The organism is Vibrio diabolicus (assembly GCF_011801455.1).
GTDB classification, from domain to species: domain Bacteria; phylum Pseudomonadota; class Gammaproteobacteria; order Enterobacterales; family Vibrionaceae; genus Vibrio; species Vibrio diabolicus.
This window is the reverse complement of sequence record NZ_CP042451.1, coordinates 2,765,994-2,781,952: the sequence shown is the minus strand read 5'-3', so window position 1 is coordinate 2,781,952 and position 15,959 is coordinate 2,765,994. Positions and strand designations below refer to the sequence as shown.

The 15,959-nt window shown below is 47.1% G+C and carries 14 protein-coding genes and 1 other RNA gene; 11 read left to right on the top strand and 4 right to left on the bottom strand.

What is annotated here, in order from left to right; all coding sequences use genetic code 11:
• Positions 1 to 57: 57 nt before the first annotated feature.
• Genes FR741_RS13130 through FR741_RS13115 form a run of 4 tightly spaced genes read right to left on the bottom strand, consistent with a single transcriptional unit; the run spans position 58 to position 3,508 of the window.
• Positions 58 to 726, bottom strand: coding sequence for a BON domain-containing protein (locus FR741_RS13130; protein WP_054867253.1), 669 nt, complete (start codon positions 724 to 726; stop codon positions 58 to 60).
• Positions 727 to 747: 21 nt separating this feature from the next.
• Positions 748 to 1,338, bottom strand: a complete 591-nt coding sequence (locus FR741_RS13125) for a phosphoheptose isomerase (protein WP_005372901.1) — start codon at positions 1,336 to 1,338, stop codon at positions 748 to 750.
• A 3-nt stretch (positions 1,339 to 1,341) separates the two neighbouring features.
• On the bottom strand, positions 1,342 to 1,710 hold the full coding sequence (locus tag FR741_RS13120; RefSeq protein ID WP_005396457.1) for a YraN family protein: 369 nt from the start codon (positions 1,708 to 1,710) through the stop codon (positions 1,342 to 1,344).
• Complete coding sequence (locus FR741_RS13115) at positions 1,697 to 3,508, bottom strand: penicillin-binding protein activator (RefSeq protein WP_167426901.1); 1,812 nt, start codon at positions 3,506 to 3,508, stop codon at positions 1,697 to 1,699. Before FR741_RS13115 ends, FR741_RS13120 begins: the two co-directional genes overlap by 14 nt.
• A 68-nt stretch (positions 3,509 to 3,576) precedes the next feature.
• Between FR741_RS13115 and rsmI the strand changes: the two genes are divergently transcribed.
• The 11 genes from rsmI (at position 3,577) to murG (ending at position 15,937) form a co-directional block, all read left to right on the top strand.
• The gene (gene rsmI / locus FR741_RS13110; protein WP_005396454.1) at positions 3,577 to 4,440 is read left to right on the top strand and encodes a 16S rRNA (cytidine(1402)-2'-O)-methyltransferase; all 864 of its coding nucleotides are present in this window, start codon (positions 3,577 to 3,579) and stop codon (positions 4,438 to 4,440) included.
• A gap of 167 nt (positions 4,441 to 4,607) precedes the next feature.
• Positions 4,608 to 5,035, top strand: an RNA gene (rnpB, locus tag FR741_RS13105) — RNase P RNA component class A.
• 229 nt (positions 5,036 to 5,264) lie between these two features.
• Entirely contained in the window at positions 5,265 to 6,215 is a 951-nt protein-coding gene (gene rsmH, locus FR741_RS13100) for a 16S rRNA (cytosine(1402)-N(4))-methyltransferase RsmH (protein WP_005396452.1), read from the top strand.
• A gap of 5 nt (positions 6,216 to 6,220) precedes the next feature.
• Positions 6,221 to 6,538 (top strand): cell division protein FtsL, encoded by a 318-nt coding sequence (ftsL, locus tag FR741_RS13095; RefSeq protein WP_005396451.1) that lies wholly within the window; start codon positions 6,221 to 6,223, stop codon positions 6,536 to 6,538.
• Positions 6,535 to 8,328 carry a penicillin-binding transpeptidase domain-containing protein gene (locus FR741_RS13090; protein ID WP_174856099.1) on the top strand — a complete coding sequence of 598 codons (1,794 nt, stop codon included), beginning with the start codon at positions 6,535 to 6,537 and terminating at the stop codon, positions 8,326 to 8,328. The genes ftsL and FR741_RS13090 overlap by 4 nt, the downstream gene beginning before the upstream one ends.
• A gap of 62 nt (positions 8,329 to 8,390) precedes the next feature.
• Positions 8,391 to 9,872 carry a UDP-N-acetylmuramoyl-L-alanyl-D-glutamate--2,6-diaminopimelate ligase gene (gene murE / locus FR741_RS13085; protein WP_167426900.1) on the top strand — a complete coding sequence of 494 codons (1,482 nt, stop codon included), beginning with the start codon at positions 8,391 to 8,393 and terminating at the stop codon, positions 9,870 to 9,872.
• The gene (locus FR741_RS13080) at positions 9,869 to 11,233 is read left to right on the top strand and encodes a UDP-N-acetylmuramoyl-tripeptide--D-alanyl-D-alanine ligase (RefSeq protein ID WP_047009074.1); all 1,365 of its coding nucleotides are present in this window, start codon (positions 9,869 to 9,871) and stop codon (positions 11,231 to 11,233) included. Before murE ends, FR741_RS13080 begins: the two co-directional genes overlap by 4 nt.
• Entirely contained in the window at positions 11,233 to 12,315 is a 1,083-nt protein-coding gene (mraY, locus tag FR741_RS13075) for a phospho-N-acetylmuramoyl-pentapeptide-transferase (RefSeq protein WP_005372931.1), read from the top strand. Before FR741_RS13080 ends, mraY begins: the two co-directional genes overlap by 1 nt.
• Positions 12,316 to 12,354: 39 nt before the next feature.
• Complete coding sequence (gene murD, locus FR741_RS13070; RefSeq protein ID WP_167426899.1) at positions 12,355 to 13,668, top strand: UDP-N-acetylmuramoyl-L-alanine--D-glutamate ligase; 1,314 nt, start codon at positions 12,355 to 12,357, stop codon at positions 13,666 to 13,668.
• Between the two features lie 18 nt (positions 13,669 to 13,686).
• Positions 13,687 to 14,883 (top strand): cell division protein FtsW, encoded by a 1,197-nt coding sequence (gene ftsW, locus FR741_RS13065; protein ID WP_167426898.1) that lies wholly within the window; start codon positions 13,687 to 13,689, stop codon positions 14,881 to 14,883.
• Entirely contained in the window at positions 14,870 to 15,937 is a 1,068-nt protein-coding gene (gene murG, locus FR741_RS13060) for an undecaprenyldiphospho-muramoylpentapeptide beta-N-acetylglucosaminyltransferase (RefSeq protein WP_104971264.1), read from the top strand. Before ftsW ends, murG begins: the two co-directional genes overlap by 14 nt.
• Positions 15,938 to 15,959 lie beyond the last annotated feature (22 nt).

Sequence of the window (15,959 nt, the reverse complement as noted above, 5' to 3'; positions counted from 1 at the left end):
TAACGCTGCTTTTTTTCTTTTTAGTGTCTTGACGTGTTTTCAAGTGATGTTTCGCAATTACTCACTGATCGTAAATGCTTCGACGTTGGCTTCATTTTCCGCGTTTGTCTCACTTTCTATTGTTTGTACACCGTCACTCGGTAAGTCCACTTCAACAGGTTCCATTTCGCCATATTGGAACCCTTTAATGACTTGTTTTACGCCAGAGATATTACGCGCGATTTCTGTCGCTCGCTCGCCTTGCTCTGGTGTGACATAACCAAACAGAAAAACGTCGCCGTCTTCGGTGATCACTTTAACCTTAACGCCATTGAGTTCAGAGTCGGTCAGCAAGGCTGATTTTACTTTGGTTGTGATCCAACTGTCGTTGCTAATTTGAGTGACAGTGAGTGGCTCTTTTTGTTTGATTTGATTGTGTATGACTTTCACACCACTAACTTCTCGAGCTCTTCGCTCTAAAGCATGGATAAGGTCTTGCGTTGGAGCCTGACCCATAAGAACAACCGTACCGTTATAGGAGCTGGCAACCACACGAACCTCACCTTTAAACGGCGCCTTATTCCCGATCGCCGCAACTTCGAATTCGATGTTGTTGTCCTGCCAAATTTGTTTTGTACTGCGTGTGTCCGTGACAATATTTGCTGTGGTTGCAGCGCCAGCGATAAACAAGCCAGCGCAACCACTTAAACTCAATGCTGTTAATAAGATAACGAGGCTACGTATCATAATTCTGACCCTCAGTCTTGGTTACTCTTCATGAGCAGGGAAAAGCACCTGGTCAATAAGATCACAAAGACAATGGAGTGTCACCATATGTACTTCGTGAATACGTGCAGTGCGGTGTGATGGAATGCGAATTTCGACGTCGTTCTCACCAAGCAGGCCTGCCATCTCACCGCCATCTTTTCCTGTTAGCGCGATAATCGTCATGTCTCGAGTTACGGCCGCTTCCATCGCTTTGATAATATTTTTGCTGTTACCGCTAGTCGACATGGCAAGCAGAATGTCGCCTGGCTGGCCAAACGCTCGTACCTGTTTTGAGAAAATTTCCTGGTAGTGGTAGTCGTTTGCAACAGCGGTCAGGGTTGTATTATCGGCTGTTAAGGCCATTGCTGGCAGGCTAGGGCGCTCAGTTTCAAAACGGTTTAAAAGACAAGAAACAAATTGTTGAGCGTTTGAAGCACTGCCGCCATTACCACAACATAAAATTTTGTTGCCATTGAGCAAGCTTGAGACCATCGCTTGGGCCGCGTGAGTAATGGCATCGGGCAGCGCCTCTGCTGCTGCGATTTGAATTTGAATACTTTCTGTAAAGCTGTCTTTAATGCTGTCTAGCATCGCTTATCCTTCAGAGATTGCGTTTTCTATCCAGTTGATATCTCGCCCATTGTCATGAATAGCGATGACATCAAACCGATAATCGATATTGTGTTTTAAGCGCTTTTGTTGGCTAAGCCAAACTTGTGCAGTTTTGATTAGCTTGCGCATTTTTGCGTGCGTTACCATTTCTGCTGCTGAGCCAAAGTGATCGTTCTTACGATATTTGACTTCAACAAACACGATAGTTTCACCTTGTTGGAAGATTAAATCAATCTCACCGACCTTGGTCAGGAAATTTTGTTCAATAAAGCTCAAGCCCTGGCGTTGCAAATAGTGCTTCGCCAGAGCTTCATATTGATTTCCGATTTGGCGCTTACTAAAGAGCCCCACGCTCAGCCCAGCTCAATTCACGCTGTACAACACAGTTGTTGTCGATACTTAAAATACCGGTTTGGCCACCGACTGAGTAACCAGGAACGACCTTCATTTGTGGAAGTTCACCGATCAATTTATATGCATCCATACCGAGTGCTTTCAAACGTTTTTCCATGTTAGATTGCTCTGACCAAAGCTCGTTCATTTCAGCGGTTACGCTAGGATCTGGGTCAATCAGCAATGGAATGTCGCTGTAGATGATGCCTGTTAGATCTTCGTATGTCGCGCCGCCACTGTTGCTACGCGAACTAGAGAAGATTTGTGGTGCTTTCGCATCAGGGTTAATCGCTACTTCGATAAACGGCTTGATCAAAGTCAGCTCAGTGCTTCTAGCTACGATATAAACCGCATCAACATCACGACGGCTACGTGGCTGTGTTTCAAGCTTAATTCGCATTAATGATTGCATCTGGGCGATACGCTGCTTGCTCTCTTGCAGGCCAAATACTTCATTGATGTCTTTTTGAAGTTGGCGCTTGTCACCAAAGTAACTTGCTGCGACTTTGTTAGAGCTGTACTTTCGCCATTCTTTGTTGAAAGCCTCAGTTACACGCTCTCCAAAGCTGCCTTTTGGTGCAAGAATAAGAGGGAAGTTGTAGCCTTCGCTGAACAAGTGTTTTGCAGCTTGTGCGGCTTCTTGTTCCGGTGATAATGCCAAGTAGCAAATATTGCTATCTGGTTGCACATCCTCGGGGATATTTAGCGCAAGGGCTGGAATGGTAGGGCCATTTGCTGAGCCATCCATGGTTGTGTGCAACAACTCCACGTTCTCTTTTTCTAGAGGGCCAACAACAAAATCGATGTTTTCATTGATCAAGCGTTGTTTAATTTGGTCAGCGTTATACGCATTGGTGTCAATCACCGTAAGTGTTGCACTAGGATCTCGATTACGATCATTCATCATCGCAAATACAAAACCATCACGAATTAATTGCGCTTGTGGCGAGAACTTACCCGTCAGCGGCAGCAATAAAGCAGTATTGTTTGGCTTCACGATATCAAGAGAGAGAATGTTTTGAATCTCTTCTGGTGTATAGATAGCAGCTGGGTGCGAAGGGTTTTCGCTTAACCAGCGCTCTAGCGTATTTTTAAGTTGGGACAGGTTGCCCGACAGCGTTTTTGCATAAACAGCCAGCTGAAGCCAGCCGTCTAGAACATCCTCATTCGGCTCTGTTTCTAATGAGGTGAGTTCATATTCTGAGTAGCTGCCAAAGTTCATCCAAATACGGCTAGAGATTTCCCTCTGCTCTGCTGACGAGGCGTATTGACCAAATGCAACCAGCTGGCGGCTTGCTTCAAACGCTTGGTTGAGGCCTTGATAAGCGTCGGCACGCATCAAATAATAGTCTTTCCATTGCTCGTTTGGCAATTTCCACCAAGGTTTAAAGTTTAACAATTGCAGCAACTGCGAGTAATTACCTTGCTTTTGCTGTATGGTCGCACGCGCCAGTTGCCACTCCGCTTGCTGAACTTCGGTCAACTGTTGTCGAGCCAGACGTTTGATCAACAGTTCTGCTTGATCAAACTGGTTCGCTTGAATAGCGGCTTTGGTTGCCATGATCAACCAGTCATTTTGTAAACTGCCTTCCGTGCTATCAGCTTGGATCATATAGTTCTGAACAGACTGAGTAGGCTCAAGTGTTACATCAACGCCATCAGGCTGTCTTGGACCTGAAGAACAGGCGGCGAGCGTAATTGCTAGTGCAACAGGAGTAAGTATGCGTGGTACACTGAGTCTCTTATGGTTAATCATTGCCGTGAGTTCTCTATAATTTTGTACAAAATTGTCTCTATATTAATCGTTGAAGTGATGGTAAACAAATGACAGATAAAAATAAGTTGCCGAATGAGGGGCCAACTCTCTATATCGTACCGACTCCAATCGGAAATTTAGCGGATATCACCCAACGTGCTATCGAAATTCTGTCGACGGTGGACATCATTGCTGCTGAGGATACTCGTCATACGGGTAAATTACTGTCTCACTTCAATATTCAAACCAAAACTTTTGCTCTGCATGATCATAATGAGCAGCAAAAAGCACAGGTTTTGGTAGAAAAGCTGCTTTCCGGTCAGTCTATCGCGTTAGTTTCTGACGCTGGTACGCCACTTATCAGCGACCCAGGATACCATTTGGTGACAAAATGTCGTCAAGCGGGCGTTAGAGTTGTGCCGCTTCCTGGTGCTTGCGCGGTCATTACGGCGTTAAGTGCATCAGGCTTGCCATCCGATCGCTTTAGCTTCGAAGGCTTTTTACCACCGAAAAGCAAAGGCCGTAAGGATAAATTCCTAGAGATTGCTTCGGTAGAGCGTACGTGTATTTTTTACGAGTCACCGCACCGTATTTTGGACTCTCTACAAGACATGTTAGACGTTCTTGGCCCAGATAGAGAAGTCGTGTTGGCGAGAGAACTAACGAAAACCTTTGAAACCATTCAAGGCATGCCATTAGGTGAGTTAATTGAGTGGGTGAAAAGTGACGATAACCAACAGCGTGGTGAAATGGTGTTGCTGGTGCATGGCCATCGCGAAACCGCGGACGACTCATTGCCAGATGATGCTTTGCGTACATTAGGGATTTTAACCAAAGAGCTGCCTTTGAAAAAAGCAGCGGCTTTGGTGGCAGAAATTCATAACTTGAAGAAGAATGCGTTGTATAAGTGGGGCTTAGAAAACTTAGACTAAGCACGGCTAACGAGACACATGGTAAAGCGGGTCGATGTGAAAATATCGGCCTTTTTTAGGCTCAATGTTTGATGGTTAGGTTAAAAAAACACCACTCAATGCATTCATTTCATCATATCTGTGATCTCACTAGACTCTGAGTGGATAACTCTATACAATCCGCCCTCGGAGTTGACTGGGTAGTCGCTGCTTTACTGATGTCCTTCGGGAGACTGACGTTGAAGTCCTTTGGGAGACTGACGTTGACGTCCTTCGGGAGACTGGTAAAGGGGAGGAAAGTCCGGGCTCCATAGAGCAGGGTGCCAGGTAACGCCTGGGAGGCGCAAGCCTACGACAAGTGCAGCAGAGAGAAGACCGCCGATGGCCCTAGGGCACAGGTAAGGGTGAAAGGGTGCGGTAAGAGCGCACCGGACGACTAGCAATAGTTCGTTGCAGGGTAAACTCCACCCGGAGCAAGACCAAATAGGCCTCCACATTGCGTTGCTCGCGTAAGGAGGCGGGTAGGTTGCTTGAGCCAGTGAGCGATTGCTGGCCTAGACGAATGGCTACCGCCGCGCAAGCGGAACAGAACCCGGCTTATGTGTCGACTCCAACTATTCGAGACCCATCACTACTTTTTGTAGTGATGGGTTTTTTGCATTTTATTGACGCAAACCCTGTCATTACCAATAAACTTGGCGTTAAATCACGTCTGACTTTAGACTTGAGGTGGCGATGATGTGGGAAATCAGTACACTATGGTAGGTTGATCTTTTGCTATAAATATTCAGCATGAGAGAGCAACATATCTTAAAATCGCTTCAAGATCATTCAACGAGAAAGCTATGACCGAAACCTTCCAACATATTTCCGTGTTATTAAATGAATCCATTGATGGCTTAGCTATCAAACCAGACGGTATCTATATCGATGGAACATTTGGCCGTGGCGGTCACAGCCGGACTATTCTATCTAAACTCGGCGAAAACGGCCGACTGTACAGTATCGATCGTGACCCTCAAGCGATAGCTGAAGCAGGCAAAATCAATGATCCTCGCTTCACCATCATTCATGGTCCATTTTCTGGTATTGCTGAGTATGCTAAAGAGTATGACTTGGTTGGCAAAGTTGATGGCGTTCTACTGGATTTAGGTGTTTCTTCTCCGCAGTTAGACGACGCAGAGCGTGGCTTTAGCTTTATGAAAGACGGCCCGCTAGATATGCGTATGGACCCAACATCAGGTATTCCCGTATCTCAATGGCTAATGGAAGCTGACTTAGATGATATTACTTGGGTAATTCGTGAGTTTGGTGAAGACAAACACGCGCGCCGTATTGCCAAAGCGATTGTTGCCTACCGTGAAGACGAAGAAAATGAACCACTGGTACGTACTGGCCAGCTCGCGAAGCTGATCTCAGATGCTGCACCCAAAAGCTTTAAAGAGAAAAAACACCCTGCGACTCGTGCGTTCCAGGCATTTCGTATTTACATCAACAGTGAGTTAGAAGAAATTGATACGGCACTAAAAGGCGCGGCAAGTATTCTGGCTCCTGAAGGTCGTTTATCTGTCATCAGTTTCCACTCTCTGGAAGACCGTATGGTCAAACGTTTTATCCGTAAAGAGAGCAAAGGACCTGAAGTGCCACATGGCATTCCAATGACTGAAGAGCAAATTCGTGCTCTTGGTAGTGCGAATATGAAAGCGGTGAGCAAAGCGATTAAGCCAAGCAAACAAGAAATTGAAATGAACCCTCGTTCGCGCAGCTCTGTGCTAAGAATTGCAGAAAAGCTTTAATTATTATGACGAAACCCACTCCTAACCTTGCTAAGTTGATTGCAACGGATCTTATCACCGTTGGTCGCTGGCCATTAGTGTTGTTGCTATTGATCGTGGCATCGGCAATGGGAGTGGTATTTGCTACCCACCATGCGCGTCAAGCGATCACCGAAAAAGATCACACTTTGGTTGAACGAGAGCGTTTAGATAGCGAATGGCGCAACCTGATGTTGGAAGAAACGGCCCTCGCGGAACACAGTCGTGTTCAAGACCTTGCCAAAAAAGAACTTGAAATGAAACGACCTGATGGCGATAAAGAAGTGGTTGTCACGCTCAAATGATTAGAAAGAAAACCAACACGAAACCAAGCAACAAGCGTAAACCTGTCGCGAAAGAAAAAAACGCTTCGGGGGATACGAAAACCGAGAAAAAAGCAGTGAAAGTGGCGGTTGAAGAATCCTTTCTGATTCGTTGGCGCTTCCATCTATTACTGTTTTTTGTCTTTTGTGCATTTGCACTTTTGGTGGCGCGCGTAGCCTATATTCAAATCATTGAACCGGATAACCTGATTAAACAAGGTGACCTACGCTCGGTTCGTGTGAAATCCATCCCTTCTGCACGCGGTATTATTTCGGACCGAAATGGTGAGCCGCTCGCTGTCAGCGTGCCTGTTGAGGCCGTTTGGGCGGATCCCGTGACGATATTTAAAGAAAATGCCTTAAGCCAGACCAAGAGTTGGTATGCATTAGCGGATGTTCTTGGTGTTGACCGACAAGGGTTGATAGACAAGATCAAGCACAATGAAAAGCGCCGCTTTATTTACTTGCAGCGCCAAGTGAGTCCAGCCATGGCGAACTATATTCGTGAGCTAAAGCTGCCTGGTGTGGGTCTTAAGTCAGAATCTCGTCGTTACTATCCTGCCGGTGAGGTTAGTGCTCACTTAGTTGGGGTGACGGGGATTGATGGGCATGGTCTAGAGGGTGTTGAGCGTAGCTACGATGAGTGGCTTACTGGCGCCGCAGGTAAGAAAACCATTCGTAAAGACCGTTATGGTCGCGTCGTAGAAAACATTGCGTGGCAAGACAAGCAAGAAGGTAAGTCACTCCAGTTGACAATCGACCAGCGCCTACAGGCGATTGCTTATCGTGCGATTAAACAAGCTGTTGCGGACCATCGCGCCACGTCAGGCTCCGTTGTTATGTTGGACGTGAAAACCGGCGCCGTATTGGCCATGGTGAATGCGCCTTCCTACAACCCTAACAATCGTAGCGACTGGCAAAGCTATAAAATGCGTAACCGAGTGATCACGGACTCGATGGAGCCAGGCTCTACCATTAAGCCTTTCGTTATTTTAGCCGCCTTAGAAAATGGGGTAGCCGATAAAGATACCATCGTAGATACCGGTAATGGTGTACTTCGTTTAGGTGGTAGCCGAGTAAGAGATGTATCCCGCGTGGGTAAAGCGAGCTTGACCACGATCCTCAAAAAATCGAGTAACATCGGTGTGACGAAGCTGGCAATGCAAATGCCAGTAGAGGCGCTGCTCGGTCTGTACAGCTCTGTGGGCTTTGGTGAGCTTTCTGGTCTGAACCTCGTTGGGGAAGTGACTGGTATCTTCCCGACACGAACACGATGGTCTCCTATTGAACGTGCCACGATTGCGTTTGGTTATGGTCTATCGATAACGCCAATCCAGTTAGCGCATGCCTATGCGACGCTTGGAAATCTCGGCAAATACGAGCCAATCCATATTATCGAAAGCAATGATCATGACATGTCGCGCCAAGTAGTGAGTGCAAAGTACGCACGCCAGGTCTTGGACATGCTGGAAACCGTAACCCAAAAAGGAGGCTCGGCTCGTCGAGCGGCAGTTCCTGGTTATCGAGTGGGAGCCAAAACAGGTACCTCACGTAAAGCGTCTGCAGGTGGATACAGCGATGAGTACATCACTTATACGGCAGGGCTTGCTCCGGTTAGCGATCCGCGAATTGCATTGGTTGTGATCGTAAACGAGCCTCAAGGTGATGATTACTATGGTGGTTCGGTAGCGTCTCCTGTCTTCTCTGAAATCATGAAAGGCGCGCTACAAATACTCAATGTTGCACCAGACGAAAACAAATTCCAGCAGTAAGCCGAGTGGCTTACTGAGCAAACAAAATTAAGAAAACCTGAGCCAAAGCTCGGAGAACAAATATGACTAAAGCCATCAGTATGGACGTGCTGCTTTCCCCTTGGGTGGATTGCCCTAGCTTATCGTCCGTTCTTGTTTCTGAATTGGAGCTCGACAGCCGAAGAGTTCAGCCTGGAACCACGTTTGTTGCGGTGATTGGCCATGTTGTGGATGGGCGTAACTTCATTGCCTCTGCCATTGAGCAAGGCGCCAATGCGGTTCTAGCGCAAGCCTGCGATCTAAAAGCACACGGCACGGTGGAAATCATCGATGACGTTCCCGTTATTTACCTCGATACGTTGGATCAACGTTTATCTGCAATTGCTGGAAAGCTCTATGCTTACCCAGATATGGATTTGATTGGTGTCACCGGCACCAACGGCAAAACCACCATTACTCAGCTAATTGCACAATGGCTAGAGCTACTTGGCCACAAAGCGGCAGTGATGGGCACGACGGGAAATGGTTTTCTCGACAATTTACAGCAAGCCGCGAATACAACAGGGAATGCTGTAGAAATTCAGAAAACGCTCTCTTCTCTCGAAAATCAACAAGCCGCATACACCGCGCTAGAAGTCTCTTCTCATGGCTTAACGCAAGGCCGTGTCAAGGCGTTGTCGTTTGCGGCGGGTGTGTTTACTAATCTAAGTCGTGATCACCTAGATTATCATGGCACGATGGAAGAGTACGCCAATGCAAAGCTGGGGTTGTTTACACAACATCAATGTGAACGTGCCATTATCAATATCGATGATGAAGTCGGTCATGCATGGGCGTCGCAGTTAAGCAATGCGATTGCGGTGTCACTCAAACCGAACACTGAATTTGAAAGCGCAATTTGGGCGACAGATGTCCGTTACGCGGAGTCGGGGATTACTATCCAATTTGATGGTAAATTTGGCTCAGGTCAATTGCACGCGCCACTGATTGGTGAGTTTAACGCAACCAACATAATGCTCGCTTTTGCGACCTTATTAAGCTTGGGTAAGGATAAACAAGCGTTACTCGAAACCGCAGGTCAGTTACAACCTGTACTCGGCCGAATGGAGTTATTCCAGACAGAGGACCGTGCCAAAGTCGTGGTCGATTATGCCCATACTCCTGATGCACTAGAAAAAGCACTGCAAGCTTTACGAGTTCACTGTGAGGGGCAGCTGTGGGCTATTTTTGGTTGCGGAGGCGATCGCGATGCAGGTAAGCGCCCAATGATGGCGGAAATTGCAGAGCGTCTAGGCGACAGAGTGGTGTTGACTGACGATAACCCACGCAGTGAAGATCCGGTTCAGATTGTAAAAGACATGTTATCCGGGCTGTCAAAACCTGCCGAAGCGATTGTGCAGCATGATCGTTTCAAAGCACTGTCTTATGCGGTTGAGAATGCTTCGCCAAAAGACATCATCTTGTTAGCGGGTAAGGGCCACGAAGATTATCAAATTCGGAATGGCGAAACGATTCATTACTCCGACCGTGAGTCTGCTATGCAGCTTTTAGGATTGGCCTTATGATCAAAGTAACGTTATCTCAAATTGCCAACATCACTCGCGGTGAGTTATTCGGCGATGATCTACTTATCGACGCGGTTTCTACTGATACACGAGCGATTGACAACGGTGCTTTATTTGTTGCGCTGGTGGGTGAGCGCTTTGATGCGCACAACTTTTGCCAACAAGCGGTGGATGCAGGCGCTGGTGCTTTACTCGTACAAAAACGTCTAGATGTGAATGTGCCACAAGTCGTGGTGTCGGACACCAAAATGGCACTGGGTGAGTTGGCCTCTTGGGTGCATCAAACTTGCCAAACACCTACCGTTGCCATCACAGGCAGTTGTGGTAAAACGACCGTCAAAGAAATGGTCGCGAGCATTCTGCAATTGAAAGGCAAAGTGCTGTTTACTGCAGGTAACTTCAATAATGATATTGGTGTTCCGTTGACGTTATTGCGCTCACAGCAGGATGACGACTATGCCGTGATTGAGCTTGGTGCTAATCATATCGGTGAAATTGCTTACACAACGCAGTTAGTAAAACCAGATATCGCGTTAGTGAATAATGTAGCCGCCGCGCACCTTGAAGGCTTTGGTTCTATTGATGGCGTGAAACAAGCCAAAGGTGAAATTTACCAAGGTCTTGCTGCAGGTAGTATTGCGATTGTCAATTTAGACAGCAATGGCGAAACAAAGTGGGAAAGCGTGCTGGCGGATAAGGAAGTTATCACCTTCTCACAAAGTAATTCTGCGGCTGATTACTATGCATCAAATATCGTGATGAATGCCGCGGGAGAGGCCAGCTTTAACCTACATATCGCAGCAAGCTCACAAGAAATTGAACTGTCTCTGGGTATTATAGGTCAACACAACGTGGCGAATGCAATCGCAGCTTCTATTATTGCGTTACAAATGGGCGCCACATTAGAAGAGGTTCGCGCTGGCCTTAAACATTTAAACAAAGTGAAAGGTCGCGTCGAGGTTGAAGCGCTGAGCGAAAAAATCAAATTGATTGATGACAGCTACAACGCAAGCGTGCCAGCCATGAAAGCGGCGGTTGACTTATTGGCTGCTTTCCCAGGTCAGCGCTGGCTGATTTTAGGTAATATGGCGGAATTGGGCGAGGAAAGTCTTGCACTTCATCGTCAAGTCGGGGAACATGCTGCCCCACAAAAATTTGAACATGTTCTCACATATGGTGCAGACGCCAAGGTGATCAGTGAGCTTTGCCAAGGCATTCATTTTGAGACGCACCAAGAGATGATTGAATACATCAAGCAGCATCTAGACCAAGCCGTTCCTGAAAACCATACGATTTTGGTGAAAGGAGCGAACGGTGCACGTATGTTTGAAGTCGCTGCTGCTTTGAAGGAGTATTATTAATGATTATTTGGCTTGCCGAGCTGCTACAGCCATACCTGTCTTTTTTCCGATTGTTTGAATACTTGTCTTTTCGAGCAATTCTAAGCGTATTAACCGCTCTGGGTCTGTCATTATGGATGGGACCAATCATGATCAAGCGTTTGCAAATGCTGCAAATTGGTCAGGTAGTACGTAACGAAGGTCCTGAATCTCACTTTAGTAAGCGTGGTACTCCAACTATGGGCGGTATCATGATCTTAGCGGCCATCTCAATCACAATCTTGCTTTGGACTGACTTATCCAACCCATATGTATGGGCGGTATTGACGGTCTTGCTTGGCTACGGTGCAGTCGGATTTGTTGATGATTATCGTAAAGTGGTGCGCAAAAATACCGATGGTTTGATCGCGCGTTGGAAGTACTTCTGGCAATCGTTGATCGCGTTTGTCGTGGCTTTTGCATTGTACGCTTACGGTAAAGACACTGCAGCCACTCAGCTCGTGGTGCCATTCTTTAAAGACATCATGCCGCAACTTGGTTTGATGTACATTATCCTGACTTACTTTGTGATTGTCGGTACGAGTAACGCGGTTAACCTGACCGATGGTCTAGACGGTTTGGCAATCATGCCAACGGTTCTTGTTGCTGCAGGCTTCGCGGTTATTGCATGGGCGACGGGTAACGTTAACTTCTCTGAATACCTTCATATTCCATACCTACCACATGCTTCTGAGTTGGTTGTCGTATGTACAGCAATCGTGGGTGCGGGCCTTGGTTTCTTGTGGTTTAACACGTATCCAGCACAAGTGTTCATGGGTGATGTCGGCTCACTAGCGCTTGGCGGCGCATTAGGCACTATTGCTGTTCTCGTTCGTCAAGAGTTGGTGTTGGTGATCATGGGCGGTGTGTTTGTGATGGAAACGCTGTCGGTAATTCTACAGGTGGGTTCATACAAACTGCGTGGTCAGCGGATCTTCCGTATGGCACCGATTCACCACCACTACGAATTGAAAGGTTGGCCAGAACCTCGCGTAATCGTGCGCTTCTGGATTATTTCTATGGTTCTTGTTCTGATTGGTCTTGCGACATTGAAAGTGCGTTAATCGCACTTTCCAAGAACAAGATTTACAGTGTGATCAAATATGGAACGTTGGCAAAACATACATAGTGTTGTCGTCGTAGGGCTCGGTATTACCGGGCTCTCTGTCGTTAAACACCTAAGAAAAAATCAGCCACAGCTTGTGGTCAAAGTCATTGATACTCGTGTAAACCCTCCAGGTGCAGAGCGCTTGCCGGAAAGTGTTCAACTGCATAGTGGTGGTTGGAATACAGACTGGCTTTCTGACGCGGATCTTATCGTGACCAACCCTGGTATTGCGCTAGCGACACCAGAGATCCAAGCCGTATTAGCAAAAGGCACGACAGTAGTTGGTGATATTGAGTTATTCGCCTGGGCGGTGCAGAAGCCTGTGATTGCGATTACGGGCTCAAACGGTAAGAGCACTGTCACCGATCTCACAGGCGTGATGGCCAAGGCCGCGGGTTTGGATGTTGGCGTTGGTGGCAATATCGGCGTTCCTGCCTTGGATTTACTAGAACATGACGCAGACCTATATGTGCTTGAACTCTCAAGCTTCCAGTTGGAAACAACGTCAAGCTTAAAGCTCAAAGCCGCTGCGTTTCTGAATCTTTCTGAAGATCATATGGACCGTTATCAAGGCATGTCTGACTATCGACAAGCCAAGTTGCGTATTTTTGATCATGCTGATCTCGCGGTAGTGAACCGTGATGATCAAGAAACCTTCCCAGATGCAGAGATGCCATTGGTGACATTTGGCAGCGACAATCAGGACTTTGGTCTCGAGGTGGATGGCAATCGCACTTGGCTGCTCGATCACGGTCAACGAGTCGTCGCAAGTGATGAGCTTAAGTTGGTTGGTAAACACAACTTATCCAATGCATTGGTCGTTTTAGCGCTCTTAAAGGCTGCGGGCGTTGATTATCACAACGCATTGAATGCACTTAAAAATTACACGGGACTGACACACCGATGCCAGGTGGTTGCGGATAATCAAGGCGTAAAATGGGTGAATGACTCTAAAGCAACTAATATAGCCAGCACTATGGCTGCGCTATCTGGTTTGGAGTCGACAGGTAAGCTCTACTTGCTCGTTGGTGGTGTTGGCAAAGGTGCTGACTTCTCGCCATTAAAACCGATCTTCGCGACGCTTAACTTGCAACTGTGCTGCTTTGGCGCTGATGGCGATGACTTTATGCCACTGCATGAATCTGCAATACGTTTCGACACCATGGAAGATGTGATTCAACAAGTATCTTCGCAGTTAAAACCAGGTGATATGGTGATGCTGTCTCCTGCATGTGCTAGCTTTGATCAATTCGACAACTTTATGGCAAGAGGTGATGCTTTCGCTGCTCTTGCTCAGAAATATGCATAATTAAAGGTTACACACTTCGTGGGTTTAGGTAACGTTAAACGCAGTATTGGTCATTGGCTCAAGCATCCAGCCCCAGAGGCGATGTTTGATCGTCAGTTAGTGTGGATTGCACTGGGTTTGATGTTGACTGGTTTGGTCATGGTAACCTCTGCATCATTTCCAATCAGCTCTCGATTAACGGAACAGCCGTTCCACTTTATGTTTCGTCATGCGACGTTTCTCGTGCTGGCGTTAGGAACCTCCGCTGTTATTTTGCAAGTGCCTTTGCAAGAGTGGTTTAAGAAGAGCCATTACTTACTTTGGGCTTCTTTCGCACTGCTGATCATCGTGCTCTTGGCGGGTAAGTCGGTCAATGGTGCGTCTCGTTGGATACCTCTTGGGCTGTTTAACCTTCAGCCAGCAGAGGTCGCGAAGCTATCGCTGTTTATCTTCATGTCTGGTTACTTAGTTCGAAAACAAGACGAAGTACGACAAACCTTCTTTGGTGGCTTTATGAAGCCAATCATGGTGTTTGCTTTCTTCGCAGTATTACTGCTTGGTCAGCCAGACTTGGGTACGGTCGTCGTGATGCTAGTAACACTGTTTGGCATGCTGTTTATCGCAGGCGCAAAACTGACTCAGTTTCTCGCGTTGATGGTGGCAGGTATCGGCGCTGTGGTAGGTTTGATTTTAGTCGAACCATACCGTATGCGACGAGTAACCTCCTTCCTTGACCCGTGGGAAGACCCATTTGGCAGTGGCTATCAGTTGACTCAGTCTTTGATGGCGTTTGGTCGTGGTGAATGGTTCGGTCAAGGTCTCGGTAATTCAATTCAAAAACTGGAATATCTACCGGAAGCGCATACCGACTTTGTGTTTGCCGTACTTGCTGAAGAGCTCGGTTTTGTTGGCGTTGTGTTGGTCTTAATGTTGATTTTTAGCTTAGTGTTAAAAGCGGTTTACATAGGCAAGCGTGCGTTTGAAGAAGGCGAAATGTTCGGCGGTTATCTGGCTTTCGGTATCGGTATTTGGTTTGCGTTCCAGACCTTGGTTAACGTTGGTGCTGCAGCCGGTATCGTACCAACCAAAGGTTTAACACTCCCGCTAATCAGTTATGGTGGTTCCAGTCTGATTATTATGTCCGTCGCAGTGTCCATATTGCTGCGTATCGATTACGAATGCCGCTTGAAACGCGAGCAACAACAATCAGAACAACAAACTAATGAAACAAAATAAACGTTTGATGGTGATGGCTGGTGGTACTGGCGGTCACGTATTCCCAGGGTTAGCTGTAGCAAAACAGCTGCAAGAGCAAGGCTGGGAGATCCGTTGGTTAGGCACGGCGGATCGAATGGAAGCGGATTTGGTGCCAAAACATGGCATTGAAATCGATTTTATCAAAGTGAAAGGGTTACGAGGTCAAGGCGTAAAGCGTCTGCTTGCAGCTCCATTTCAAATTATTAATGCCATCATGCAAGCTCGGGCGCACATGAAGCATTGGAAGCCCGATGCCGTGTTAGGTATGGGTGGTTATGTGAGTGGTCCCGGTGGTATTGCGGCTTGGTTGAGCGGTATTCCTGTTGTTCTGCACGAACAAAACGCGGTTGCGGGTTTGACGAACCAATGGCTATCAAAAATTGCTAAGAAAGTCTTTCAGGCCTTTCCAGGCGCATTCCCTGCTGCTGAGGTAGTCGGTAACCCTGTGCGTGAAGACCTAACAAGATTAGAAGCACCTGCAGAGCGAATGCAAGATCGCCAAGGCCCAATTCGTATTCTGGTGATGGGCGGTAGCCAAGGTGCACGCATTCTTAACCAAACTGTGCCAGAAGTGATGGCAAAGTTGGGCGGTGATTACTGTATTCGTCATCAAGCGGGCAAAGGTTCCGCCGAAGAAGTGAACGCAGCATACCAAGCTAATGGTGTGGTAAATGCAGAAGTCACAGAGTTCATTGACGACGTAGCAGAGGCTTATGCATGGGCTGACCTTTTAGTTTGTCGTTCAGGGGCGTTAACCGTTTCTGAAGTTTCTGCTGCTGGCGTTGGTGCGATCTTTATTCCTTTTATGCATAAAGATCGCCAACAAGCACTGAATGCCGATCATCTAGTAGAATGCGGCGCAGCGAAAATGATTGAACAACCAGATTTAACCGTTGAGTCTTTGACTCAGCAGATCCAACAATTGGATCGCCAAGCTTTACTTACGATGGCTGAGCAAGCGCGTGGCGCTGCTAAATTGAATGCCGACCGAGTTGTCGCACAAGCCATTGTCGCTTTGACCGAAAAGCGTTAACGAATTATTGAGAATAGAATTG

Coding starts and splice junctions, on each gene's coding strand:
- FR741_RS13125 (WP_005372901.1), bottom strand. CDS start 1,338: ATGCTAGACAGCATTAAAGACAGCTTTACAGAAAGTATTCAAATTCAA.
- FR741_RS13090 (WP_174856099.1), top strand. CDS start 6,535: ATGATTAGAAAGAAAACCAACACGAAACCAAGCAACAAGCGTAAACCT.
- murG (WP_104971264.1), top strand. CDS start 14,870: ATGAAACAAAATAAACGTTTGATGGTGATGGCTGGTGGTACTGGCGGT.
- FR741_RS13080 (WP_047009074.1), top strand. CDS start 9,869: ATGATCAAAGTAACGTTATCTCAAATTGCCAACATCACTCGCGGTGAG.
- rsmH (WP_005396452.1), top strand. CDS start 5,265: ATGACCGAAACCTTCCAACATATTTCCGTGTTATTAAATGAATCCATT.
- rsmI (WP_005396454.1), top strand. CDS start 3,577: ATGACAGATAAAAATAAGTTGCCGAATGAGGGGCCAACTCTCTATATC.
- FR741_RS13115 (WP_167426901.1), bottom strand. CDS start 3,508: ATGATTAACCATAAGAGACTCAGTGTACCACGCATACTTACTCCTGTT.
- mraY (WP_005372931.1), top strand. CDS start 11,233: ATGATTATTTGGCTTGCCGAGCTGCTACAGCCATACCTGTCTTTTTTC.
- murE (WP_167426900.1), top strand. CDS start 8,391: ATGACTAAAGCCATCAGTATGGACGTGCTGCTTTCCCCTTGGGTGGAT.
- murD (WP_167426899.1), top strand. CDS start 12,355: ATGGAACGTTGGCAAAACATACATAGTGTTGTCGTCGTAGGGCTCGGT.
- ftsL (WP_005396451.1), top strand. CDS start 6,221: ATGACGAAACCCACTCCTAACCTTGCTAAGTTGATTGCAACGGATCTT.
- FR741_RS13130 (WP_054867253.1), bottom strand. CDS start 726: ATGATACGTAGCCTCGTTATCTTATTAACAGCATTGAGTTTAAGTGGT.